We start from the raw sequence: 23,987 nt of genomic DNA, 5'->3' as shown, positions 1-23,987 counted from the left end.
GTCCCATGAGCCAGGAAACCGACACCACGCAGCAAGCCACCGGGGCAGGCGGCACAGAGCACAGCACCCGGGGCGCCTACGTCACCGGCGGCGCGGAATTCAACCGTGATACCAATTACATCGAGGACCGCATCACCAGGGATGCCACCCCGGGCTCCAAGGGCGAACCCGGCTGGCCCGTGGAGGCGGGCCGGTACCGGCTGATCGCCGCACGGGCGTGCCCCTGGGCCAACAGGACCGTCATCGTCCGGCGCCTGCTCGGCCTGGAGGACGCCATTTCCCTGGGACAGCCCGGCCCCACCCACGATGCGCGCTCATGGACCTTTGACCTCGACCCCGGAGGGGTGGACCCGGTCCTGGGTATCGAAAGACTGCAGGATGCCTACTTCAGGCGTTTCCCTGGCTACCCGCGGGGCATTACCGTCCCCGCAATCGTGGACGTGGCCAGCGGCGCCGTGGTAACCAACAACTTCCCGCAGATCACCCTGGACTTCGCTACCGAATGGACACAGTTCCACCGGCCGGGAGCGCCGGACCTGTACCCGGAGGCACTTCGGGATGAGATCGACAAGGTCAACAAGCGCGTGTTCACCGAGGTCAACAACGGGGTGTACCGCTGCGGCTTCGCCGGGTCCCAGGAAGCCTACGACGCCGCCTACGCGCGGTTGTGGTCCGCACTGGACTGGCTCGAAGACCGGCTCTCGCGGCAGCGCTACCTGGTTGGTGACACCATCACGGAAGCGGACGTGCGGCTGTTCACCACGCTGGCGCGCTTCGACGCCGTCTACCACGGCCACTTCAAATGCAACCGCCAGAAGCTCGCCGAAATGCCCGCACTCTGGGGCTATGCGCGGGATCTCTTCCAGACCCCCGGTTTCGGGGATACCACCGACTTCGTGCAGATCAAGCAGCACTACTACATCGTCCATGAGGACATAAACCCCACCGGCATCGTCCCTGCGGGTCCGGACCTGGGCGGCTGGCTGGAAGCCCATGGCCGGGAATCGCTGGGTGGCCGGCCCTTTGGTGACGGCACACCTCCCGGACCCGTCAAGGAAGGGGAGGAAGTATCTCCCGGCCACGGGGCCGCTCCCAAACCCCAAGCGGAGCCAGGCCGGTAAACGCTTTCCGGCTAGACTTGCGCCATGCAGACATCACTTGGCTTTGTGGCGCCCGGATACGGCGCCGTCCTGGAACTGTTCGACTCATTCCTGCAAGAGGACCCGCAGTACAGCGGGCAGCTGGCCGCCTACCAGGATGGTATCCAGGTAGTGGGGCTTTCCGGCGGGCCCGGCATGGCTCCCGACTCCGTGACGGGAGCGTACTCGTGTTCCAAAGGGGTGGCCGCTATGGTGATCGGGCTGCTGGTGCAGGACGGCCTGCTGGACCTGGACCAAACGGTGGCGCATTACTGGCCTGAATTCGGAGTGCATGGAAAAAACCGGCTCCTGGTCAGGCAGGCTTTGTCCCACCAGGCCGGGCTTATGGGCATCGAAGGCGGCTTCGCCCTGGATGAATTCACCACTGCCGCCGCCGCTGCCCGGCTCGCCGCAGCAGTCCCGGCGTGGGAGCCCGGCACGCAGTTCGGCTACCACGCGCTGACCATCGGGATCATCATGGAGGAACTGTGCCGCCGCACTGCCGGTGAAACGCTGCAGGAGGCCTTTGAGCGGCGGATTCGGGGTCCGCTGGGCATCGATTTTTTCCTCGGACTGCCGGAGGATCAGGAATCCCGCTACAGGAACGTCCTCTATTCGGCCGGCCCGGAGCAGCCCTGGCTCGATCCGCTCAGCCTCGAAGGCATGAACAGCAATGCCCCAGTCAGCAACATCATGGAACTTCCCAACATCCGCTCTGTCCGGGCGGCCGGCATGTCGGCGGCAGGAGGGGTGGGAACCGCTGAGGGCCTGGCCTGCCTCTACGCGGCGGCCACCACGGGCATAGATGGAGGCACACCATTCCTGGACGCTGCGACCGTTGACCTCATGGCCCGGGAACAGGTGTGGGGCCTTGACCGTTCCTCCGGCCTGGACAACGCGTTCGCCGTCGTCTTCATGAAGCCACACCCGTCCCGGAACTTCGGCAGCCACCGCGCGTTCGGGCATGAGGGGGCCAACGCCGCGCTCGCGTTCGCGGACCCGGCCTACGGCCTCGGCTTCGGCTACATCCCGCAGCGGCAGGAGGACGGACGGACACCAGGGCGGGCTCACCGCCTCGCTGCCGAAGTACGCCGTGCCGCGGCCGCTTTGTCCTAAACGGTCCTGTCCCCGCGCCCGGGGCGGACGCCTGACCAGCAGCTTTGTCCCCAGCGTCAGGTCGCCCGTAACGTTGTGCTGATGACCAAGCCTCAAGTACGCCCGGATGCCCGCTGGGCCGGCGGGACCCAATTTCTCAAACAGGCGGTATCGGGGCTGTCTGCGGCCTTTGCAACGCAACGGCTCCAACTGGCGGCGAAGGCTGCAATTGCTGCGGGGCTAGCCTTCCTTATCGCCCCGCTGATGCCGGGCGCGGCAGCCAATTACCCCTACTACGCGCCGCTGGGCGCGCTGGTGGCCATGTACCACAACGTTGCCGGTTCAGTTAAGCAGGGAATGCAGGCCCTTGCCGGCTTGGCCATGGGAATCGGCCTTGCGTTCGTGCTGGTGAACGTGACTGATCCATCCCCCCTTGCCGTGGCACTGATCATGGGCATCGGCGTCCTGCTGGGCGGCCTTCCGGGAATTGGCAAGGGCAGTGACTGGATTCCGACGGCGGCGCTGCTTGTCCTGCTGGTCGGCGGCAGTGATCCGGACGATTTTTCGTTCGGCTACCTCCTGCAGATGGGTGTGGGAGTCGCCGTGGGTATCGGCGTCAATTTCCTGATCTTTCCGCCGCTGCACTTCAATGCCGCGGCAGCCAGCCTGGACGAATTGCGCATCGCGCTCGGCAAACAGCTCACGGACATGGGCAAAGCGCTTCTGGAAGAGTGGCCCCCCAAACACGAGGACTGGTCGCGCCGTTCGGACGAGCTTTCAGCGGCCGCACGCTCCGTCCGGCATCTGGTCAAGGAGGCGGACGCGAGCCGCAGGGCAAACCCGCGGCGCAAACTCCACCCCCGCGACGTTGACCTTGACTACCGCAACCTGCGCGAACTGGAACGCGTGACCTTCCACATCCAGGACATAACGGACGTGCTCTCGGATGTCATCTATGAGAGCGACGTGCCGTACGGGGTTCCGCTGCAGGATAATGAGCCGCTGGCTGATGCCCTGAAGTCAACCGGTGAACTTTTGCGCTCGTTCAGCGAGGATGACCCGGCCAAGCAGGAGGAGCAGCTCGAGGCGGCAAAGACGGCGGTGGAAGCGTGCATCGCGTCCACCGCCGGGAGGCAGCCTGACCAGGGAATGGTTCCCGCATCCGAATCCGTCCTCCTGAGCCTCCACCGGATCCTGCGGGCTGTCCGGACGGCCGGCTGAGTAAGGCTACAGGGCACTCACTGAACCGTGGAAATGGCGCCGGCCTGACCGGGGATTCCAAGCCACGAAGTCGGACCGGCCCCAGGCTCCTGCAGGACCCTCCTCCGTTTTGATCTCCAAGGCAACCCTGCAGGGAAGAAACACAGGGGCATCAAAGTCCACATCCCAGGCGAAGGAGTCGCCACGGGACGCGCCCACGTCCGCGAGCGCCCGCGAGGCAAGGTACATCCCGTGCGCTATGGACCGCCGCATTCCCAATGCCTTGGCCGAGAGAACGCTCAGGTGGATGGGGTTGAAGTCGCCTGATACCGCAGCGTAAGCCCGCCCGGTATCAACGCCGAGTTGCCAAAGGGCCGTGGGGTCAGGTGCCTTGAAGTCGGCCCGGGCAGGGGCCTGCGAAGGTTTATCAATACCCGGAAGGAAGACTCCCTTGGCCAGGTAGGTGGAAATCCCAAGCCAGCAGATTTCAGCTGTCCCGGCCCGGCGGACCTCGGCGATGACGTCCACCTGCGTGCCTGCACGGTGCCCGCGCAGGTTCTCCACCCTGGCGGTGATGTCCAGGGCGTCGCTGAAGACAACGGGGATTCGCTGCTCCACGCTGTTGCGGAGGTGGATCATGCCGAGCAACGGCAGCGGAAAATCGTCCCTGTTCATCACGCTCATGGCCAGGGGAAAGGCAAGTGCGTGGACGAACCCTGCAGGCAGCACGTCACTGGCTGTTTCGCCGATAAGGTGCTGGTAGGCGGTGAGGGTGGCAACATCAACGGCGACTCCCCGCACTTCATGGCTCTCGCCCGGAAGAGCCGTTCCGTCGTGGGTGCCCAACAGCCGGCGGCGGGCGGCCTGCGCTGCTGCATTGACGTACAGCTTCGACAGCGACGGCATCTCCCCCAATATGACGGGCTGGGCGGACGTCATGCCCCCACCATGTTCTGCCCGCATACCCGCAGGACCTCCCCGTTGATCCCTGCCGCGGCGTCGCTGGCCAGGAACGCGATGGCTTCAGCAACGTCGGCTGGCTGGCCGCCCTGCTGCAAGGAGTTCAGCCGCCGTCCGATCTCCCTCATTGCGAAGGGGATCCGCGCCGTCATTTCGGTTTCGATGAAGCCGGGGGCCACGGCATTGATGCTTCCCCCGTGCGCGGCCAGGAGATGAGCGCTGGCCCTGACCATTCCCATTACCCCTGCCTTGGACGCCGCGTAGTTGGTCTGCCCCCTGTTGCCGGCGATACCGCTGGTAGAGGCCACTGACACAATACGCGGGGATTCCCGGAAGTGTTCGGACGCAAGCAGGGCTTCGTTGATCCGGAGCTGAGCGGTGATGTTGATGCCGATCACCGAGCTCCACTTCGCGTGGTCCATGTTGGCGAGCAGCTTATCCCGGGTGATGCCCGCGTTGTGGACCATGACGTCGAGGCGTCCGTGGCGCTGCGCCGCGTGCGCGATGATCCGGTGCCCGGCGTCATCCCTGCTGATGTCAAGCTGCAGGGCTGTCCCCCGGACTTCGTTCGCCACGGCCGCCAGTTGGTCGCCGGCGGCGGGGACGTCCACGAGGATGAGCCTTGCGCCGTCACGGTGCAGTGTGCGGGCAATGGCTGCGCCGATGCCGCGGGCAGCCCCGGTGACAACGGCAATCTTGCCTGCCAGCGGCTGGTCAACGTCGCCGGGGAGTTCTCCGGCGGTGCTGGACACGGTGATGAATTGCCCGTCCACGAAGGCCGAACGGCCCGAGAGGAAGAACCGGAGGGCGGCCAGGGAGCCTGCGCTCGTTGCCTGGACGCCTTCGCGGAGGACGACGCCATTGCCGGTGGCGCCGGCGCGCAGTTCCTTGGCCAGCGAGCGCAGGAACCCGTCAATTCCCTGCCGGGCAGCGGCGGCTGCCGGAGAATCTGCCTCTGATGCCGGCCGGGAGACTGTGACCACCCGGCCGCCGGGGGCCAGGTCCCGCAGTGAGGCTGCCGCCGTGAGGATTGGTTTTTCAAGATCAGCGGGGCTGGCCACGTCGTCCAGGACCAGGATGATGGCACCCAGTTTTTCGCGGGGTACCGCATGCCGCCGGACATCGAGCTCCCACGAGAGCAGTTCGGCGGCCAGGTTGTCTGCCTCGGCGGTATTCCCCTGAACGAGCACGGGGCCCGTGATCAGGGGCTGCCCGGGCTGGTATCGGCGCAGAACGGCAGGCTGGGGCAGTCCTAGTTTCCTGGCCACATCCCTGCCAATGCCGTGGTGCACCAGTTGTGCATATTTGTCTGTCATCGGGGCCCCCTACAGTGATTCGAGAATTGCGACGACGCCCTGGCCGCCGGCGGCGCAGACCGAGACCAGGCCGCGTGCCGGCTGGCCGTCCACGCTGCCTTTGGCGTGGAGCTGCTTGGCCAGGGAGGCAACAATCCGGCCACCGGTGGCGGCGAAGGGATGGCCGGCGGCCAGGGATGAGCCGTTGACGTTCAGGCGCGAACGGTCGACGCTGCCAAAGGCTCCGTCCAGGCCAAGCCGGGTCCGGCCGAATTCCTCGTCCTCCCAGGCCGCCAGCGTGCTGAGGACAGTGGCGGCAAACGCTTCATGGATTTCGAAGAAGTCGATGTCCGCAAGCGTGAGGCCTTGCCGGGCCAGGAGCCTGGGCACGGCAAACACGGGGGCCATCAGCAGGCCATCCTTGCCATGGACAAAGTCGACGGCGGCAGCCTCGGCGTCCACCACGGCCGCGAGCTTGGGCAGGTCGCGGGCATCCGCCCAACCCTCGGAAGCCAACAGGACAGTTGAGGCCCCGTCCGTCAGCGGTGTGGAGTTGCCGGCAGTCATGGTGGCGTCGGCACCAAGGTTCTTGCCGAAGACCGGTTTCAGCGTGGCGAGCTTTTCGAGCGATGTATCGGCGCGGAGGTTGCCGTCGCGTGAAAGGCCACGGTAAGGCGTGAGGAGGTCATCAAAAAAACCGGAGTCGTATGCGGCGGCGAGGTTCCTGTGGCTGTTGTAGGCCAGCTCATCCTGCGCCTCGCGCGAAATCTTCCACTGGGATGTGGTCAGCGCCTGGTGCTCCCCCATGGACAGGCCGGTCCTGGGCTCGGCTGTACCGGGAGCCAACGGGGCCAGGTCCTTGGGCCGCAGCCGGCTGAGGACCTGCAACCGCTGTGGAAGCGTCTTGGTCCGGTTGAGGTCCAGGATCACTTCGCGGAGGCCCTCACTGACCACAACGGGGGCGTCAGAGGCCGAATCCACTCCGCCGGCCACTGCCGAGTCGATCTGTCCCAGCTTGATCTTGTTCGCCAGGCCAACGACGGTCTCCAGGCCTGTGGCACACGCCTGCTGCAGGTCGTAGGCAGGAGTCTCGGCCGAGAGCGCGGAACCCAGTACTGCTTCGCGGGTGAGATTGAAGTCCCGGGAGTGCTTGAGGACCGCCCCAGCAGCCACTTCCCCAATGCGCTCGTCCTGCAGGCCGAACCTGGCGATGAGACCGTCCAGGGCCGCCGTCAGCATGTCCAGGTTGGAGGACTTTGCATAGGCACCGCCGGCACGGGCAAACGGAATCCGGTTTCCTCCGACAATCACCGCCCTGCGGAGGCCGGGGGCCCCGGCATTCATGCTGCCTGCTTCTTCGGGTCCAGCGGTGGACTGTCCGTCAATGGACATGGATATCTCCTCGGGTCACGTGCGGTTACCGATACCCAGCGTACCTGATACGCTGAGTATCGTGAACAACCACGAAACCGGTCCTGTACTGCAGCCTGCACCCGGCAGTCCCGACGGCCGCTCTTCGCGCTGGCAAAGCCACCGGGAGGAACGCCGCCGGGAGCTGATCAAGTCCGCCCGGCGGGCAGTGCACAAGCTGGGCAGCGACGCTTCCATGGAAGAAATCGCTGCCGCGGCCGGCACTTCGAAGTCCGTGTTCTACCGCTACTTCGGCGACAAAGCCGGGCTCCAGCAGGCGGTGGGCGAAGTTGTCCTGAGCCAGATGCAACGCCGGATCCAGGAAGCCGCCCAGAACGCGGACACGCCACGCGAAGGCCTCCTGGCCATGGTCTCGGCCTACCTCCAGATGGCTGACACCAGCCACAACGTCTACACCTTTGTCACCCGGTACGGCAGTGGCGATCCGGAGGGGCCCTCCGGCGCAGTGTCCGGGGCGCTCGGGCACTTCTTTGACGCCGTAGCTGACATGATCGCCACCCCCATGAGGTCGCACCTTGGCGATGATAAGCAGGCGGTCATCGGCTACTGGCCCAAGGCGGCGATCGGCCTGGTAAGGAACGCCGGGGAACAATGGCTCAGCACTCCGGACTCCCCCGCCAAGCCCGGGCAGGAGGCGATGGCACGGCAAATCACGGCCTGGCTTTGCGTAGGAATCGCCCCTGAGCTCTCGCCCGCACCACGCGGATGACCGGCACTGCCGCCAACAGAGCGCCCGGCAACCCTAATCCGTGAACCAGCCAGGCACCCAACCCAACCAATCACCGAAACCACAAAGCACTGTCAGCACCAACGAAGGACATTGACATGACTGAAGTAGTGGACCGTCCCGCCGGCAAAGGGCAGCGCCCCGCTGCCCCAAACAAGACCGCGCCGGGCCCTTCCCGGGTCCAGCCCGCCGTCGACGTGGAAGCGCTCGGCCGGCAACTGCTGGGCAAGTGGGCCGATGTCCGGCTCCAGGCCCGGGAGCTTGCCGCCCGGCCCGAGCTCCACAAAATCGAGGGCCTGACGCACACCGAGCACAGGAAAAGGGTCTTCGGACAGCTGCGGTACCTGGTGGAGAATGAAGCCGTCCACCGCGCGTTCCCGGCAGCGCTGGGCGGCTCCGATGACCACGGCGGCAACATCGCCGGCTTCGAGGAGCTTGTGGTGGCCGATCCCTCGCTGCAGATCAAGGCCGGGGTGCAGTGGGGCCTCTTCGGCTCCGCGGTCATGCACCTCGGCACTGCCGAACACCATGCCGCCTGGCTTCCCGGCATCATGAACCTGGACATTCCCGGCTGCTTCGCCATGACTGAAACGGGTCACGGCTCGGACGTGGCCAGCATTGCGACCACCGCCACTTACGACCCCTCAACAGAGGAGTTCGTGGTCCACACCCCCTTCCGCGCCGCCTGGAAGGATTACATCGGCAACGCCGCCACCGACGGATTCGGCGCCGTTGTGTTCGCCCAGCTTGTCACCCGCGGGGTAAACCATGGCGTCCACGCCTTCTACGTGGACCTCAGGGACCCGGAGACCAGGGAGTTCCTGCCGGGTATCGGGGGCGAGGACGACGGCATCAAGGGCGGTCTCAACGGCATCGACAACGGACGGCTGCACTTCACCAACGTCCGGATCCCCCGGACAAACCTCCTCAACCGCTACGGTGACGTTGCTCCTGACGGGACCTATTCATCCCCCATTGCCAGCCCTGGCCGCCGGTTCTTCACCATGCTCGGCACACTGGTGCAGGGGCGGGTATCGCTGGACGGCGCTGCTGTGGCGGCCTCCAAAGTGGCGCTGAAAGCGGCCATCGGATATGCCACTGAACGCCGCCAGTTCAACGCCTCCTCGCACACCGACGAGGAAGTCCTGCTCGACTACCAGCGGCACCAGCGGCGCCTGTTCACGCGCCTCGCCACCACCTACGCCGCCGGGTTCGCCCATGAGCAACTGCTGCAGAAGTTCGACGACGTTTTTTCGGGCGCCCACGACACGGACGAGGACCGCCAGGACCTGGAAACCCTCGCTGCCGCACTCAAGGCGCTGAGCACATGGCATGCTTTGGACACCCTGCAGGAATGCCGGGAAGCCTGCGGCGGTGCCGGCTTCCTGATCGAAAACCGTTTCGCCTCGCTGCGCGCGGACCTGGACGTCTATGCCACATTCGAAGGTGACAACACCGTGCTTCTGCAGCTGGTGGCGAAGCGCCTGCTGGCTGACTACGCCAAGGAGTTCCGGAACGTGGACTTCGGTGTCCTGGCCCGCTACGTGGTGGGCCAGGCCACCGGCGCCGCAATCCACCGGACCGGCCTACGCCAGGTTGCCCAGTTCATGGCCGACACCGGTTCCGTGCAGCGGGCGGCCATCGCCCTGCGCGACGAGGAAGGCCAGCGCGCGCTGCTCACTGACCGGGTGCAGACCATGGTCGCGGAGGCAGCGGGCTCGCTCCGGGGCAGCAACAGGCTCTCGCAGGAGAAGGGTGCCGCGCTGTTCAACCGGCACCAGAACGAGCTCATCGACGCGGCGCAGGCGCACGCCGAGCTGCTGCAGTGGGAAGCCTTCACGGACGCGCTCCGCGAGGTGGAGGATCCCGGCACCAGGTTGGTCCTGACCTGGCTGCGGGACCTCTTCGGCCTCTCGCTGATCGAAAAAAACCTGTCCTGGTACCTCATGAACGGGCGTCTCTCCATGCAGCGGGGCCGTACGGTGGGCGAGTACATCAACAGGCTGCTGGTGAAGATCCGGCCGCATGCGCTGGACCTCGTGGAAGCGTTCGGCTACGGAGATGAGCACGTGCGCGCCGCAGTGGCCACGGGCGCCGAAAAGGGGCGCCAGGATGAGGCGCGTGCGTACTTCCGCAGCCAGCGGGCCAGCGGCCAGGCCCCTGTGGACGAGAAGGTGCTGCTCGCCAGGACCGCCGCGGCGAAACGCAGCTGACCGTCCCCTCGCATCATAAATGACGACGGCGCCGCTCCCCTTGCGAGGGAAGCGGCGCCGTCGTCGTCATTTTGGGAAGGACAGCTAGCTCCGGGCGGGAAGAACGGAGCGGTACACCTCGAGGGTGGTCTCGGTGATGGACTCCCAGGAGAAGTGCTTCTCGGCACGCAGCCGGCCGGCCTGGCCCATGGCGCGGGCGCGCTCCGGGTCCGAGACCACTTCGGTGAGCGCTGCCGCGAATTCGGTCACGAATTTCTCCGGATCGAGGGGCGTCCCCGTGCCGTCGGTGACCTGCTCAAGGTCAACAAGGAGTCCGGTCCGGCCGTGTTCCACCACCTCCGGGATACCGCCGGTGGCGCTGGCCACCACCGCCGCGCCACACGCCATGGCCTCCAGGTTGACGATGCCGAGCGGCTCGTAGATGGAGGGGCAGGCGAAGGCGGTGGCGTGGCTGAGCACCTGGATCAGCTCGTGGCGGGGCAGCATGCGCTCAATGAGCACTACGCCGGTCCGCTGGCTTTGCAGTTCCTCAATGAGCCGTGCCGTTTCGGCAGCAAGTTCGGGCGTGTCCGCAGCGCCCAGGCAGAGGACCAGCTGGACGTCGGCAGGAAGCTTCGCTGCTGCACGGAGAAGGTAGGGCACGCCCTTCTGGCGGGTGTTCCTGCCCACAAAGACCACGCTGGGCTTTGCGGGGTCGATGCCCAGGGAGCGGACGGCGTCGTCATTCTCGTCACGCTGCCACAGCTCAACGTCGATGCCGTTGTGGACCACCCGGACCTTTTCCGGATCGACGTCCGGGTAGCTGCGCAGGATGTCCTGGCGCATACCCTCAGAAACGGCGATGATGGCTGCCGCTGCCTCATACGCCGTTTTCTCCACCCAGGACGAAAGCGCGTACCCGCCGCCGAGCTGCTCCGCCTTCCAGGGCCGCAGGGGCTCCAGGCTGTGGGCGCTCAGGACGTGCGGGATGCCGTGCAGCAGGGAGGCCAGGTGCCCTGCCATGTTGGCGTACCACGTATGCGAATGGACCAGGTCCGCGCCTTCCACGTCCGGCACAATCCGAAGGTCCACGCCGAGGGTCTGGACTGCGGCGTTCGCTCCGCCAAGGTCCTCCGGCACCTGGTAGGACGTCACGGTGGCGCCATGATAGTCGGTGTCGCGGGGAGCCCCAAAAGCACGAACCTGCAGGTCAACGTGCTTGCTAAGCACCCTGCTCAATTCGGCCACGTGGACTCCGGCGCCACCGTAGATCTCCGGCGGGAACTCTTTGGTCACAATGTCTATACGCACAAGACCCAAGGTAGTCCTTCCCGCTTAACTGTTCTAGTGTGAAGGGGTCCGGGCCTACCGGACTGTCTTGGGGAGTTACGAAGGCGTACAGGAGCGACCATCATGCCGTTGAACAAAAAAGTCCTGGCCATTGTCCTCGCGGGTGGCGAGGGAAACAGACTGATGCCATTGACGGCAGACCGGGCCAAACCTGCTGTACCCTTCGCCGGGAGCTACCGCCTGATCGATTTTGCGATTTCCAACCTGGTGAATTCGCGCTACCTGCAAATCGTGGTCCTCACCCAATACAAATCCCATAGCCTCGACCGGCATATTTCAGAAGCCTGGCGCATGTCCACCCAGCTCGGGAACTATGTCGCCTCCGTCCCCGCACAGCAGCGCGTGGGCAAGAGCTGGTTCCTGGGCAGCGCCAACGCCATCTACCAGTCCCTGAACCTGATCCACGACGCCAACCCGGACATCGTGGTGGTTGTCGGCGCAGACCACGTCTACCGCATGGACTTCGCCCAGATGGTGGAACAGCACGTCAACAGCGGCGCCAAGGCAACGGTTGCCGCCGTCCGGCAGCCCCTGCACATGGCGGACCAGTTTGGCGTGATCGAGGTGGACCAGGACAACCCGCAGAAGATTTCGGCGTTCGTGGAAAAGCCCTCAAGCACTCCGGGCCTCGCCGCCGATCCCTCGCAGTTCCTGGCCTCCATGGGCAACTATGTCTTTGACGCCGACGCTTTGGTGGCCGCCCTCCACGTCGACGCCGAGCGGCTGGACACCAAGCACGACATGGGCGGGGACATCATCCCCTACTTCGTCAACCAGGGCGAAGCCGACGTGTACGACTTCACCCTCAACGACATCCCCGGCTCCACCGAGCGTGACCGCACCTACTGGCGGGACGTGGGCACCATCGATTCGTTCTACGACGCCCACATGGACCTTATCTCCCCGCTTCCTGTCTTCAATCTCTACAACTCCGAGTGGCCCATTTACACGAGGCAGAGCATCTCACCGCCCGCAAAGTTCGTGCGCGGCCAGAACAACACGGTGGGCACCGCCCTGGACTCGATCGTCTCCAGCGGCGTAGTGATTTCCGGCGGCATCGTGGAGGGCTCCGTCCTGTCCAACGACGTCTACGTGGCCACCAGCAGCCGGGTTATCGACTCCGTCCTGATGGACAAGGTGCAGATCGGCGAGGGCGCCGTGGTGAACCGGGCCATCATCGACAAGAACGTCAAGGTGCCGGCAGGTGCGGCGATCGGACTGGACGCGGACCTGGACCGTGCCCGCGGCTTCAAGGTCACCGAGTCCGGCATCACGGTCCTCTCCAAGGGGCAGACCGTACCCGAACCGACCGACGACGAACGGCAGCTTGCTGCCCGGAACCTCCACCTCGTCCCGAACGCAGTAAAGGCAGCTGCCGGCCAGCATCCCGACCTGCAGGAATCCGTGGACAGGGTGGCCGAGACACACGCTGCGGCCGCTGCCGACGCCGCACCCGGCGCCAGGATCTAGCGCCCTAACCCGGAGGGCCGGCCCGCCTGCACAGGTGCGGCCGGCCGTGTCCCAGGCTGTAAAATCGGTACAGTGAGCTCCCCCGATCTGACCCCTGAGGAAATCCAGGCCTGCCTTAAGGTCCTGAACACCATCCACGCCTATGACGAGGAGCACCCGGACTATATCTCGGTGCGGCGTGCCACGGGGAAGATGTTCAAGGCCGTCAAGAGGCACCGGCGGGTCACCAAGCGTGACCTGATTTCCGAGGCGGACCGGGCAGTCCTCGCCCAGACCGCCACTGCCGCTCCCGACCGCATCGACGACGAGACCCGGGGAAACAAGCTGGCCACCTCGGCCACCGGCAAAGTGGCAGGACACCTCATCCGGTCGCGCCCGTGCTACATCTGCAAGCAGCACTACACCCAGGTGGATGCGTTTTACCACCAGCTGTGCCCGGAGTGTGCCGCCTTCAGCCACAGCAAGCGGGACGCCCGCACCGACCTCACCGGCCGCCGCGCCCTGCTCACCGGCGGGCGGGCCAAAATCGGGATGTATATCGCGCTCCGGCTGCTGCGTGACGGTGCCCACACCACCATTACCACGCGGTTCCCCAAGGACGCCGCCCGTCGGTTCGCCGCGATGGAGGACAGCGGAGAGTGGCTGCACCGGCTCCGGATCGTGGGCATCGACCTGCGCGACCCCGCCCAGGTGATGGCTCTGACGGATTCCCTCAATGAGGCGGGCCCGCTGGACATCATCATCAACAACGCGGCCCAGACTGTCCGCCGTTCCGGCAATGCGTACAAGCCGTTGGTGGATGCCGAGGACGAACCCCTGCCGGCAGCGCTGGAGCAGGCAAACGGCGGCCCCGAACTGGTGACGTTCGGCCACGCGCATGACAAGCACCCCCTGGCGCTGGCCAGCAGCGTCACAGAACACCCGGTCCTGGCCGGAGATGCGATCACGTCCCTGGCGCTGTCCACCGGTTCTGCTTCACTGGAGCGGATCGCATCTGGAACGGCCATCGACGCCGGCGGCCTGGTTCCGGACCTGGCCACGATCAACAGCTGGACCCAGGTGGTGGATGAGGTGGATCCGCTGGAGATGCTTGAGGTGCAGCTCTGCAACGTGACGGCGCCGTTCCTGCTGGTGAGCCGGTTGCGCGGGGCCATGAAACGGTCCACCGCCCGCCGGAAGTACATCGTGAATGTCTCCGCCATGGAAGGCCAGTTCTCCCGCGCCTACAAAGGCCCGGGCCACCCGCACACCAACATGGCCAAGGCAGCGCTGAACATGATGACGCGCACCAGCGCGCAGGAGATGCTGGACAGCGACGGCATCCTGATGACCGCCGTGGACACGGGATGGATCACGGATGAGCGTCCGCACTTTACCAAGGTCAGGCTTATGGAGGAAGGCTTCCACGCGCCCCTGGACCTCGTGGACGGCGCCGCCCGTGTGTACGATCCCATTGTCATGGGCGAGAACGGTGAGGACCAGTACGGGGTGTTCCTCAAGGACTACAAACCCAGCCCCTGGTAAGGGTAAGCTCGCGGCATGAGCGGCGAACCGATATCTGAAGTGCAGAATCTTGAACACCACGAGTGCTGGGCCATGCTCCGGAACGTGTCCGTCGGCAGGCTGGCCGTCCTGGTCTCGGGACGGCCGGATATTTTCCCCATCAACTACACGGTGGACGGAGGCACCCTGGTGTTCCGCACGAGTGAAGGGACCAAGCTGTCCGGCGCCTCGGAAGACGCAGCGGTGGCCGTGGAAGCCGACGGGGTGGATCCTGACACCGGGCTCGCCTGGAGTGTGGTGGTTAAGGGGACGGCCGCCGTCGTCACCGGAACGGAACAGGTCCTGGACACCACGCAGCTCTTCCTCTTCCCGTGGCAGGCCGGCAAGAAGGATGTGTTCGTGCGTATCACCCCGGACACCGTCACGGGCCGCCGCTTCAGGGTGACCGAGCCGATGACCTGGTGGACCCAGCTCAGCGGCGCCGTCAGGACCGCACAGGAGTAATTCCCCTGCCGCGGCCTAACCTGCCGGTGGCTGAGCTCTGCCGGGTACTGTCGCGAACTTTGGTGCCGGACGCGGCGGCGGGAAGTCAGCCCACGAGGGCGGAGGCAACAGTAAGGTAGATCGTCACGGTCAGGATGTCCTGTACCACCGTGGCGAGGGGCCCGGAACCGAAGGCCGGGTCCTGGCCCAGCTTGCTGATTGCCCAAGGCAGAACCAGGGCGATGACGGTAGCGATCGAAGCGGCAGCCAGCAGTGAGAGAGCGACGGCCAGGGCCACGGCCCAGTCCTGCCAGATTGATCCCACAATGAGCAGTGACACCCCTCCGAGGAGCAAGCCCAGAATCACACCAGTGGCGATCTCGCGGCCTATGATTCGCTGCACGCCTACACCAAGCGAAAGGCCTCGAATGACGAGCGCTTCCGTCTGCGTTCCGATCGCGTCGGCGAGATAGACCACGCCGGGGACAAAGAATGCGATGAGGACGTGCTCAGCCAGATCGGCCTCAAAGTTGCCCACCACCCCGGCCGCGAGCAACGCACCAATGAGCCCAACACCCAGCCATGGAAGTCGATGCCATAGGCGACGCAGCAGCGGCTCCACCGTCGTCAGCTGAGCGGGCGATGCAGAGCGCAGGAACCCGCCCAGACGCACCATGTCCTCGTCATGCTCAGTCAGCAGCACCTCGAGCATTGCGTTGGCGGGTATGAGACCGGCGTACCGGCCATTGTCAATGACGGCGAGGGTGGGCTCATTGTGGTGGACGGCTTTCCAGGCCGCATGCTCCTGCACGGTTGAGGCAGCGACAACCGGAGGGTTCGCGTCCATCAGCAGGCTCATCGGAGTGGCAGGCGGGGCGGCGAACAACTTCTCGATGGTGACCAGGCCGAGCAGTTGGTCACCATCAAGGACTGCGACCGCTGCGGCGCTGTCGTAGCGTTGGCCACGCATGGCGTCCAGAACGTGGGTGGCCAACTCGTCGCGGCGCGCTGTGGGCACATGGAATGAAGCGTGCTGCGCCGCTGTGCGGAACTGGTCGGACCTGGCAGGATCGAGAATCGTCATCGGACATCCTTCGACAGCTTTAGGCGCGAGACCTGCGCCACCTCAGAGGAGCCTGGAGCTACGCCTTGCCGCCGCCGCGGGCATCGTACAGTGCTACCAGCCCATGCTATCGCCCCTACGCAGACAACAGTCACTGACTTAATGATCCAGGGGAACGGGGTGGTCCACCTGCGCTGTCAGGTACGCCGCTGATCGATCCGGCGGGGAAGGCCATTCTTGGCCGCGGCGGGTGCCTGGGCCGGTTAGGCTGGGACGACGCGGACGATTTCTGAAATGGGGACCAGATATGAACCGAACCGCTATGGGCACTGCCGTAGTCATTCTCGCCTTCTCCTTGGCATCATGCTCTGCTTCCGAACTCAGTCCGCCGCCGGAGGATGGCGGAACGTTTGAGTCGGTAGGCAACTTGAAGGAAGCTGTGGAATCTGCAGGCCTGGCATGCCCGGAGCTGGTTGTCGATTCGCCCCCCTCCAAGTTCGCTGCCTCCTCGGCAAGCTGCGGTGAGTTCACCTACCTTGCGATCTACACCGACGACGTGTACTTGCAGTCGCAGCTGGATCTTTGGAAGCCGGCCGGGCAGCGTGCCGTCAATATTGGAAAGAACTGGACCGTCGTCAGCGAGGACCCGGACCTCATCCAGAAACGCCTGGGCGGGTCCGTCCTTCACACAGGGCCGTAGCGCGAACTCTGTGTACCGTCCTGGCGAAATCGCTAGTCGGGTGGAGGCAGTCTCATCGCGGATGTCTGCTCCCGGCCCGGTTTCCCGGTTCTCAAGAACCGGGCACCCGCACCACAGGAGCACTGCCCAGTGGTAGCCCACCGGGCAGGCCCGCTGGTCAGGCGAGCTGCGTGATCTCCACGCTGACGCTCAAGGCCGAGCCCCCACCGCCAGACAGGATGCCCTTCAGCGGCGGCACGTCCCGGTAGTCCCGGCCCCGGGCCACCGTGACGTGGAAGTCGCCGGCGGGCTTGTGGTTGGTGGGGTCCCAGCTGCGCCAGTCGCCGTCCCAGAATTCCAGCCAGGCATGGGACTGCCCTGCCACTGTCTCGCCGATGCCGGCACTGGACCGCGGGTGCAGGTAGCCGGACACATAGCGTGCCGGGATCCCGCAGCTGCGCAGCGCGCCGATCGCCAGGTGCGCCAGGTCCTGGCACACGCCCTGGCGCTGGCCCCACGCCTCTTCCGCGTTGGTGGTCACCGCCGTCGAGCCGGACATGTAGGTCATCTCGCCGCGCATCCACTCAAACACAGCCATGGCGGCCTCATGCGGGTTTTTCCCGGCCACCACGTCAGGGATGATGCCGAGGACCTCGTCCCCCGGGCCGCTCAGCCTGGACTGCGGCAGCCAGTCGCTGAACGTATTGAGCGTCTCCGGTGAAGCAAGGACATCCCAGCCGGCAATGTCCGCTTCCGCGGGGATCTTTTCGGCGCGGTGGACTTCCACCGTGATGTTGGAGACCACTTCGAGGTGTTCGTGCGGCATCTGCATGTCGAACGCCGTGACCCTGGTACCCCAGTAGTCGCGGTAGGTGCTGACGGCGGCCTGCGACGGCGAGACCTTGACCACCGATTCCAGCACCACCTGCTGCGAGTCGGTGAGCGGGGTCATGCGCGCCTCGTTGTAGGACAGGGTGACCCGCTTGTTGTACTTGTAGGCCGTCTTGTGCACGATGCTCAGCCGGGTCATGAAACTTCTCCCACCCAGGCCAGTTCATCCGCCTGATTGAAGTACTTACGGGAAATGGCGTCCGACGCCTGCGCAACGGCTTTCTGCACACGCTCCATGTGCTCCGGGAGCTCGGACATCAGGTCATCCGTCCGGTGGAACTCAAGGAACGTGCGGGCCTGGCCCACGATCCGCCGGGCGTCGTTGATGAACCCCACGCGCTGGGCGGAAGGATCCAGCTTGGCCAGGCACTCGTCGGCGTCCCGCAGGGCGTACACGATGGAGCGCGGGAAGAGCCGGTCCAGCAGCAGGAACTCGGCGGCGTGCTGGTCGCCGAAGGCTGCACGGCGGGTACGCAGGAAAGACTCGTACGCCCCGGCGCACCGGAGCATGTTGACCCAGGACATTCCGGCGGACAGCACGTCGCGGGTGGAGAGCATCCGGGCGGTCATATCCGCCCGTTCCAGGGACCGGCCCAGCACCAGGAAGAGCCAGCTTTCGTCATGGCTGACGGTGGTATCCGCCAGGCCGCTGACCATGGCGGTCCGTTCCAGCGTCCAGTTGCAGAACCGGTAGGTGCCCACCACGTCCTTGCGGTGCTGGCTCAGCCCGTAGTAGGTGGTGTTGAGGCTCTCCCACAGCCCTGAGGAGACGGTTTCGCGGGCCCGCCGGGCGTTCTCCCGCGCGGCTCCCAGGGACCCTGCAATGGAGGTGGCGCTGGTCTTGTCATAGGCCAGCGCATGGAGCAGCTCGGGCAGCCCGAAATCCTCGCTCTGCGGGCGTGCGCCCATGACCGCCAAAAGTTCCTGGGCCACGCTCTTGCGCTCGTCCATGGGCAGGTGGTTGAGCCGCTCAAGGTGGACGTCGAGGATGCGGGCGGTACCGTCCGCACGCTCCACATAACGGCCGATCCAGAATAGGGACTCGGCAATACGGCTAAGCATTCGCGGCTACCTCCTGCGGGCCCGAAACTGGAAAAGGAAACTGCCAGGTCACGGCCCGGCTCACTGCTGCTGCTCCGACTGGCGGTCCCGCCAGTTGCTCTCAACGGGCCATACCGAGACGCGTTCACGGACGGAAATGGACGGCCGGGGCACGGTTTCCACCGGCACCTGGGGCGAGTCGGCCAGAACCCAGGTGTCCTTGGACCCGCCGCCCTGGCTGGAATTCACGATCAGCGAGCCTTCCTTGAGCGCCACGCGCGTCAGCCCGCCCGGGAGCACCCAGACGTTGTCGCCGTCGTTCACGGCGAAGGGCCGCAGGTCCACGTGGCGGGGGCCGAACTTGTCCCCGCTCAGTGTGGGAACCGTTGAAAGCTGCAGCACCGGCTGGGCAATCCAGCCGCGGGGATCGGCGATAACCCGCTGGCGGAGGGCATCGAGTTCATCCTTTGACGCGTCCGGGCCAATGACCAGGCCCTTGCCGCCGGAGCCGTCAACCGGCTTGACCACCAGTTCGGCCAGGTTGTCCAGGGTGTATTCGCGGGCTTCCTTCTCCTCCAGGCGGTACGTGTCCACGTTGGCGATGATGGGTTCCTCGCTGAGGTAGTAGCGGATGAGGTCAGGGACGTAACTGTAGACCAGTTTGTCGTCCGCGACGCCGTTGCCCACGGCGTTGGCGATGGTGACGCCGCCTGCCCGGGCAGCGTTGACCAGGCCGGGGCAACCCAGCATGGAGTCCGACCGGAACTGCAGCGGGTCCAGGAAGTCGTCGTCGATGCGCTTGTAGATGACGTCCACGCGCTGCTCGCCGGCAGTAGTGCGCATGTAGACGCGGTTTCCGCGGCAGATGAGGTCGCGGCCCTCCACCAGTTCCACGCCCATGAGGCCTGCGAGCAGGGTGTGCTCAAAGTAGGCGCTGTTGAACACGCCGGGAGTGAGGACGACGACGGTGGGATCGTCGACGCCGGAGGGCGCCGTCTTGCGCAGGGCAGAGAGCAGGCGGCGGGGGTACTCCTCGACCGGGCGGATGAGCTGCTGGCCGAAAGCCTCCGGTAGGCCCTTGGCCATGGCCCGGCGGTTCTCCAGGACGTAGCTCACGCCGGAGGGGACGCGGACGTTGTCCTCCAGCACGCGGAAGGTCCCGGCGGCGTCGCGGACAACGTCGATGCCGGAAATGTGGACCCGGACACCGCCGGCCGGTTCAAAACCATGGACCTGGCGGTGGAAGTGTGCGCTGGTGGTCACCAGCTGCCGGGGGATCACACCGTCGGCCACTACCGTCATCTTGTCGTAGACATCGTTGAGGAAGGCTTCCAGCGCGCGGACACGCTGGGCAACGCCCCGCTCCAGCACGTCCCACTCCCCGGCCGGAATGACCCTGGGAACAATGTCCAGCGGGAAGGGGCGCTCCTCCCCCGCAAAGTCGAACGTCACACCGCGGTCCAGGAAGGTGCGCGCCATGGAATCGGCACGGGCGCTCACATCCGCGAGGGAGAGCTTGCGAAGGGCGTCCGCCACCTGCCCGTACGAGTCCCTGGCCTGTTGCCCGGGCGCGAACATCTCGTCGTAGGCTCCGGACCGGCCGGCGGCCACGGAGTAATCCTGGAATAGGTCTGACATGTCCAATAGCCAACCATCTTTTTGTTTCGAATTCATTACTGCCATCCATTCTGGCGTGTTGGCGCCGCATGCCTGGTTCGTGCATTGCGCCGCTTTTCCGGCACAGTAGGTGAGTGCCAGTCCGCAGATCGTTCAGAAACCCCGGCAATGGCCGCCCAGGGCGGGCGGAAAGGCTGCTGCCCGGCCTGGCCACAGCTGCCGCCGCCCTGGCGGCAGCCTTCCTGGTCCACGGCCTGGTCCCGGCGCTTCCGGCGATGACACTGGCCGTGGTCCTGGGCGTCCTGGCCGCCAACCTTCCCGTCGCCGGGGTGTGGACAGCCGGCAGGGCACGGCCCGGACTGGACTTTGCGGGGAAGCACCTGATGCGCAGCGGCATCGTGCTCCTGGGCCTGAAAGTCAGCATCATGGACGTGCTGGGCCTGGGCTGGCTGGCACTGGTCCTGATCGTCGGCGTGGTGGCGGCCAGCTTTGGCGGCACCTACCTGATCTTCCGGCTGTTCCGGCTGCCGCCGGTGACCTCGCTGCTGGTGGCCACTGGCTTCTCGATCTGCGGCGCCTCCGCCATCGGCGCCATGGCCGCCGTCCGCCGGATCCGGCACGTGGACACCGTCCTGCCGGTGGCGCTCGTGACACTCTGCGGGACCCTCGCCATCGGCGTCCTGCCCCTGCTGGTCCATCCCCTCCAGCTCAGTGCGCCCGTATTCGGTGCCTGGACAGGCGCCTCAGTGCACGATGTCGGCCAGGTGGTGGCCACGGCGCAAACCGCTGGGACGGCGGCGCTGGGCATCGCCGTCGTGGTTAAGCTCACCCGGGTGCTGCTGCTGGCACCGGCGGCGGCAGTGGCCGGTGCGCACCACCGGTACGCCCCCCGGCCGGAGAACCCGGCGGGCCGCGACAACGCGAAACTGCCGCCGGTGGTGCCGCTGTTCGTCCTGGGCTTCATGGCGATGGTGGGGCTCCGCTCCACCGGCTGGCTGGACGCGGGCTGGCTGGAAGCCGGTGCAGCGCTCCAGGACATCCTGCTGGGCGCAGCGCTCTTCGGCCTGGGGTCCGCTGTCCGGATCCGGACGCTCCTGCACACCGGCGGGCGGGCGCTGCTGGCGGCACTGGCGTCATGGTTCCTGATCGCCGTGCTGGGGCTGGCTGCCGCCCTGCTGATCGCCGGATAACCACGTGATTAGATAGCTGGGTGTCACATGAGAATCTGCAGCGCGACGAAGCCGCCCACCGTTCAGCCCTGATCAGCACCACCGGTTACGACGTATCCCTGGACGTGCGGCAGGCGGCGGATCCGGACGTGGCCGGCTATCCCACCTGCAGCATCATCACCTTCACAGCCGACCAGCCGGGCGCATCGACGTTCCTGGACTTCATTGGCGAGGTCCACGGTGTGTTCCTCAACGGCCGCCAACTCCGCGTGGAGGACGTGGCCGATGGCGCCAGGATCAGGCTGGACAACCTGCAGCCCGAAAACCAGGTGACGGTCACCGGCACCGCCCTGTACAGCCGCTCCGGCGAAGGCATGCACCGCTTCTTTGATCCGGCGGACGGCCAGTGCTACCTGTACACGCAGTACGAGCCCGCCGACGCCCGCCGCGTGTTCGCCAATTTCGAACAGCCCGACCTCAAGGCCCCGTACACCTTCCATGTGACCGCACCGGCCGGCTGGCAGGTCGCCTCCAACGGCGCGGAAGCTGCCCGCACCCTCCTTACCAGCGACCCCTCTGCCGCCCGCTGGGACTTCGCCACCACGGAGCGCATGTCCACCTACATCACCACCGTGCTGGCCGGGCCGTACTTCAAGGCCGAGGACCGCTGGCAGGCCACGCTCGACGACGGCACCTCCCTGGACGTGCCGCTCGCCCTGTACTGCCGGGCGTCCATGGCGGAATCCTTTGACACCGGCGAACTGTTCCAGCTCAGCAAAAACGGGCTGGACTTCTTCAACCGGCTCTTCGACTACCCCTACCCCTGGGGCAAATACGACCAGGCCTTCGTGCCCGAATACAACCTCGGTGCCATGGAAAACCCCGGCCTGGTGACGTTCACCGAAAGCTACGTCTTCACCTCGCGCGCCACCGACGCCCAGTACCAGGGACGGGCCAACACCCTGATGCACGAGATGGCGCACATGTGGTTCGGCGACCTTGTCACCATGCAGTGGTGGGATGACCTGTGGCTCAAGGAATCCTTCGCCGACTACATGGGCACCCTCGGCGTGGACCGCGCCACGGACTGGGACACCGCCTGGGTGAACTTCGCCAACAAGCGCAAGGCCTGGGCCTACGTCCAGGACCAGCTGCCCACCACCCACCCGATCGTGGCGGACATCCCGGACCTTGAAGCCGCCAAGCAGAACTTCGACGGCATTACCTATGCCAAGGGCGCCTCGGTGCTGAAGCAGCTGGTGGCCTACGCCGGGTTCGAGGCGTTCATCACCGGCTCCCGCGACTACTTCCGCAAGCACGCCTACGGCAACACAACCCTTGGCGACCTGCTGGAGGCACTGGGTGCTTCCTCCGGACGCGACCTGGCCGGCTGGGCACAGCAGTGGCTGCAGACCTCGGGCATCTCCACGCTGTCCCTGGACATTGCTCCGGGAACGGACGACGAGGGCCTGCTGGGCCGGGTGGCAATCGTCCAGGACGCCATTGATCCGGTCACCGGACGCGAGGAGCTGCGGCCGCACCGGCTGCGCGTGGGTTCGTACAATTTCGACGGCGGCGGGGCACTGGTGCGCACCGACAGCTTTGAGACGGACGTGGCGGGTGCCCGGACGGAACTCCCCCAGCTCGCCGGCAAGCCCCGGCCAGCGCTCCTGCTGGTCAACGATGACGACCTTACCTACGCCAAGGTGCGGCTGGACCCGGCGTCGGAGGAAACCGTGCGTTCGTCCCTCAACCGCATCGAAGACCCCATGGCCCGGGCGCTGTGCTGGACGGCGCTCTGGAACTCGGCCCGGGACGGGGAAAGCCCGGCTGCGCGCTACGTTGAAGCAGTGGCTGCGTTCGGTCCGGCTGAAACGGGAATCGGCGTCCTGCTGAATATCCTCGACAACGCAGGCACCGCCGTCGAACGCTACACCCCGGCCGGCGAACGTGATGCCCTGCGCTCCACGTTCCTGGCAGCCGCAGCAGCCGAACTGGACAGGGCCGCACCCGGCTCGGACCAGCAGCTGGCCTGGGCTCGGACCCTGGCCAGCGCCAGCCGGCACGATGCCGCCATGCTGTCCCGGCTGCGCGGACTCATGGACGGCACGGCACCGGTGGCCGGACTGGCCGTGGATGCGGAACTGCGCTGGCACCTCTGGCATGCCCTGGCGGCCAACGGTGAGGCGACAGTGGAAGAACTGGACGCCGAGCTTGCCCGCGACACCACTGCCTCCGGGCGCGCCGGCCACGCAACGGCGCTCGCTGCCCGCCCGGCCCCGGACGCCAAGGCAGCAGTGTGGAAGGCTGCGGTGCACGGGAACGAGCTCTCCAACCAGCTGCTGACCGCCACCATCACCGGGTTCATGACGGCGCCGCCGGATCTGCTGGTGCCGTTCGTGGAGCCATATTTCGCGTGCCTGCGCAGCGTCTGGGAGGAACGCAGCATCGAGATCGCCAGCCGGATTGTCCGGGGCCTCTACCCGCTGGGCCAGGACCTGGCCGAGGGCATGGACCCGGCGGGGCACCCCGTCATCCGGCGCACGGACGCATGGCTGGCCGCCAATAGAGATGCTCCGCGCGCCCTGCGGCGGATCATGGTGGAGCAGCGCAGCCACCTGCTGCGGGCACTCACCGCGCAGGCCGCCGTCGTCGTCCAAGCCTCACCGGCCGCTCCCTAGA

The 23,987-nt window shown here is 66.1% G+C and carries 19 protein-coding genes; 11 read left to right on the top strand and 8 right to left on the bottom strand.

Annotated elements, in window-relative coordinates; genetic code table 11:
• Positions 1-5: 5 nt before the first annotated feature.
• From ACIQF4_RS04470 to ACIQF4_RS04460, 3 genes are all read left to right on the top strand, one after another.
• Positions 6-1,121, top strand: coding sequence for a glutathione S-transferase family protein (locus tag ACIQF4_RS04470; RefSeq protein WP_350003327.1), 1,116 nt, complete (start codon positions 6-8; stop codon positions 1,119-1,121).
• A gap of 24 nt (positions 1,122-1,145) precedes the next feature.
• Positions 1,146-2,255: a serine hydrolase domain-containing protein gene (locus tag ACIQF4_RS04465; protein WP_400515517.1), complete on the top strand. Its 1,110-nt coding sequence runs from the start codon at positions 1,146-1,148 to the stop codon at positions 2,253-2,255.
• A gap of 81 nt (positions 2,256-2,336) precedes the next feature.
• Positions 2,337-3,455 (top strand): aromatic acid exporter family protein, encoded by a 1,119-nt coding sequence (locus tag ACIQF4_RS04460; RefSeq protein WP_350003332.1) that lies wholly within the window; start codon positions 2,337-2,339, stop codon positions 3,453-3,455.
• Between the two features lie 6 nt (positions 3,456-3,461).
• Here ACIQF4_RS04460 and ACIQF4_RS04455 read toward each other — a convergent pair whose 3' ends face one another.
• From ACIQF4_RS04455 to ACIQF4_RS04445, 3 genes are read right to left on the bottom strand one after another with little or no spacing between them, the layout of a single operon-like run.
• Positions 3,462-4,373: a MaoC/PaaZ C-terminal domain-containing protein gene (locus ACIQF4_RS04455; RefSeq protein WP_400515519.1), complete on the bottom strand. Its 912-nt coding sequence runs from the start codon at positions 4,371-4,373 to the stop codon at positions 3,462-3,464.
• Positions 4,370-5,710: a 3-oxoacyl-ACP reductase gene (locus ACIQF4_RS04450; RefSeq protein ID WP_400515520.1), complete on the bottom strand. Its 1,341-nt coding sequence runs from the start codon at positions 5,708-5,710 to the stop codon at positions 4,370-4,372. The genes ACIQF4_RS04455 and ACIQF4_RS04450 overlap by 4 nt, the downstream gene beginning before the upstream one ends.
• A 9-nt stretch (positions 5,711-5,719) precedes the next feature.
• Positions 5,720-7,081, bottom strand: a complete 1,362-nt coding sequence (locus ACIQF4_RS04445; protein WP_400515522.1) for an acetyl-CoA C-acetyltransferase — start codon at positions 7,079-7,081, stop codon at positions 5,720-5,722.
• On the opposite strand from ACIQF4_RS04445, the gene ACIQF4_RS04440 reads away from it, so the two are divergent.
• A complete protein-coding gene (locus ACIQF4_RS04440; protein ID WP_400515773.1) occupies positions 7,080-7,829 on the top strand; it encodes a TetR/AcrR family transcriptional regulator in 750 nt (249 codons plus the stop codon). The genes ACIQF4_RS04445 and ACIQF4_RS04440 overlap by 2 nt on opposite strands.
• 116 nt (positions 7,830-7,945) lie before the next feature.
• A complete protein-coding gene (locus ACIQF4_RS04435) occupies positions 7,946-10,060 on the top strand; it encodes an acyl-CoA dehydrogenase (protein WP_400515523.1) in 2,115 nt (704 codons plus the stop codon).
• An 84-nt stretch (positions 10,061-10,144) separates the two neighbouring features.
• On the opposite strand, the gene glgA is transcribed toward ACIQF4_RS04435, so the two are convergent.
• The gene (glgA, locus tag ACIQF4_RS04430; RefSeq protein WP_350003343.1) at positions 10,145-11,350 is read right to left on the bottom strand and encodes a glycogen synthase; all 1,206 of its coding nucleotides are present in this window, start codon (positions 11,348-11,350) and stop codon (positions 10,145-10,147) included.
• Between the two features lie 102 nt (positions 11,351-11,452).
• Here glgA and glgC point away from each other — a divergent pair, with 102 nt between their 5' ends.
• From glgC to ACIQF4_RS04415, 3 genes are all read left to right on the top strand, one after another.
• Entirely contained in the window at positions 11,453-12,859 is a 1,407-nt protein-coding gene (gene glgC, locus ACIQF4_RS04425) for a glucose-1-phosphate adenylyltransferase (RefSeq protein WP_400515526.1), read from the top strand.
• 72 nt (positions 12,860-12,931) lie between these two features.
• On the top strand, positions 12,932-14,383 hold the full coding sequence (locus tag ACIQF4_RS04420) for an SDR family NAD(P)-dependent oxidoreductase (protein ID WP_400515527.1): 1,452 nt from the start codon (positions 12,932-12,934) through the stop codon (positions 14,381-14,383).
• 15 nt (positions 14,384-14,398) lie between these two features.
• Complete coding sequence (locus ACIQF4_RS04415) at positions 14,399-14,866, top strand: pyridoxamine 5'-phosphate oxidase family protein (RefSeq protein ID WP_400515529.1); 468 nt, start codon at positions 14,399-14,401, stop codon at positions 14,864-14,866.
• 85 nt (positions 14,867-14,951) lie between these two features.
• Here ACIQF4_RS04415 and ACIQF4_RS04410 read toward each other — a convergent pair whose 3' ends face one another.
• Positions 14,952-15,929, bottom strand: a complete 978-nt coding sequence (locus ACIQF4_RS04410; RefSeq protein ID WP_400515531.1) for a magnesium transporter — start codon at positions 15,927-15,929, stop codon at positions 14,952-14,954.
• 286 nt (positions 15,930-16,215) lie between these two features.
• Here ACIQF4_RS04410 and ACIQF4_RS04405 point away from each other — a divergent pair, with 286 nt between their 5' ends.
• Positions 16,216-16,608, top strand: coding sequence for a hypothetical protein (locus tag ACIQF4_RS04405; protein WP_400515533.1), 393 nt, complete (start codon positions 16,216-16,218; stop codon positions 16,606-16,608).
• Positions 16,609-16,765: 157 nt separating this feature from the next.
• Here the strand turns inward: ACIQF4_RS04405 and ACIQF4_RS04400 are convergent, their stop codons facing one another.
• From ACIQF4_RS04400 to ACIQF4_RS04390, 3 genes are read right to left on the bottom strand one after another with little or no spacing between them, the layout of a single operon-like run.
• Positions 16,766-17,617: a transglutaminase family protein gene (locus ACIQF4_RS04400; RefSeq protein ID WP_350003350.1), complete on the bottom strand. Its 852-nt coding sequence runs from the start codon at positions 17,615-17,617 to the stop codon at positions 16,766-16,768.
• Entirely contained in the window at positions 17,614-18,540 is a 927-nt protein-coding gene (locus ACIQF4_RS04395; RefSeq protein ID WP_066275749.1) for an alpha-E domain-containing protein, read from the bottom strand. The genes ACIQF4_RS04400 and ACIQF4_RS04395 overlap by 4 nt, the downstream gene beginning before the upstream one ends.
• A gap of 60 nt (positions 18,541-18,600) precedes the next feature.
• Positions 18,601-20,157: a circularly permuted type 2 ATP-grasp protein gene (locus ACIQF4_RS04390; protein WP_231456534.1), complete on the bottom strand. Its 1,557-nt coding sequence runs from the start codon at positions 20,155-20,157 to the stop codon at positions 18,601-18,603.
• 113 nt (positions 20,158-20,270) lie between these two features.
• Between ACIQF4_RS04390 and ACIQF4_RS04385 the strand changes: the two genes are divergently transcribed.
• Positions 20,271-21,326, top strand: coding sequence for a YeiH family protein (locus tag ACIQF4_RS04385; RefSeq protein WP_400515535.1), 1,056 nt, complete (start codon positions 20,271-20,273; stop codon positions 21,324-21,326).
• 20 nt (positions 21,327-21,346) lie between these two features.
• Complete coding sequence (pepN, locus tag ACIQF4_RS04380; RefSeq protein ID WP_400515537.1) at positions 21,347-23,986, top strand: aminopeptidase N; 2,640 nt, start codon at positions 21,347-21,349, stop codon at positions 23,984-23,986.
• The last annotated feature ends 1 nt before the right edge of the window (position 23,987 follow it).

The sequence above is a fragment of the Pseudarthrobacter sp. NPDC092202 genome, from assembly GCF_044755505.1.
Lineage (GTDB): Bacteria > Actinomycetota > Actinomycetes > Actinomycetales > Micrococcaceae > Arthrobacter.
Note: the sequence above shows the minus strand (reverse complement) of the source record. Positions and strands in the feature narration are given on the sequence as shown.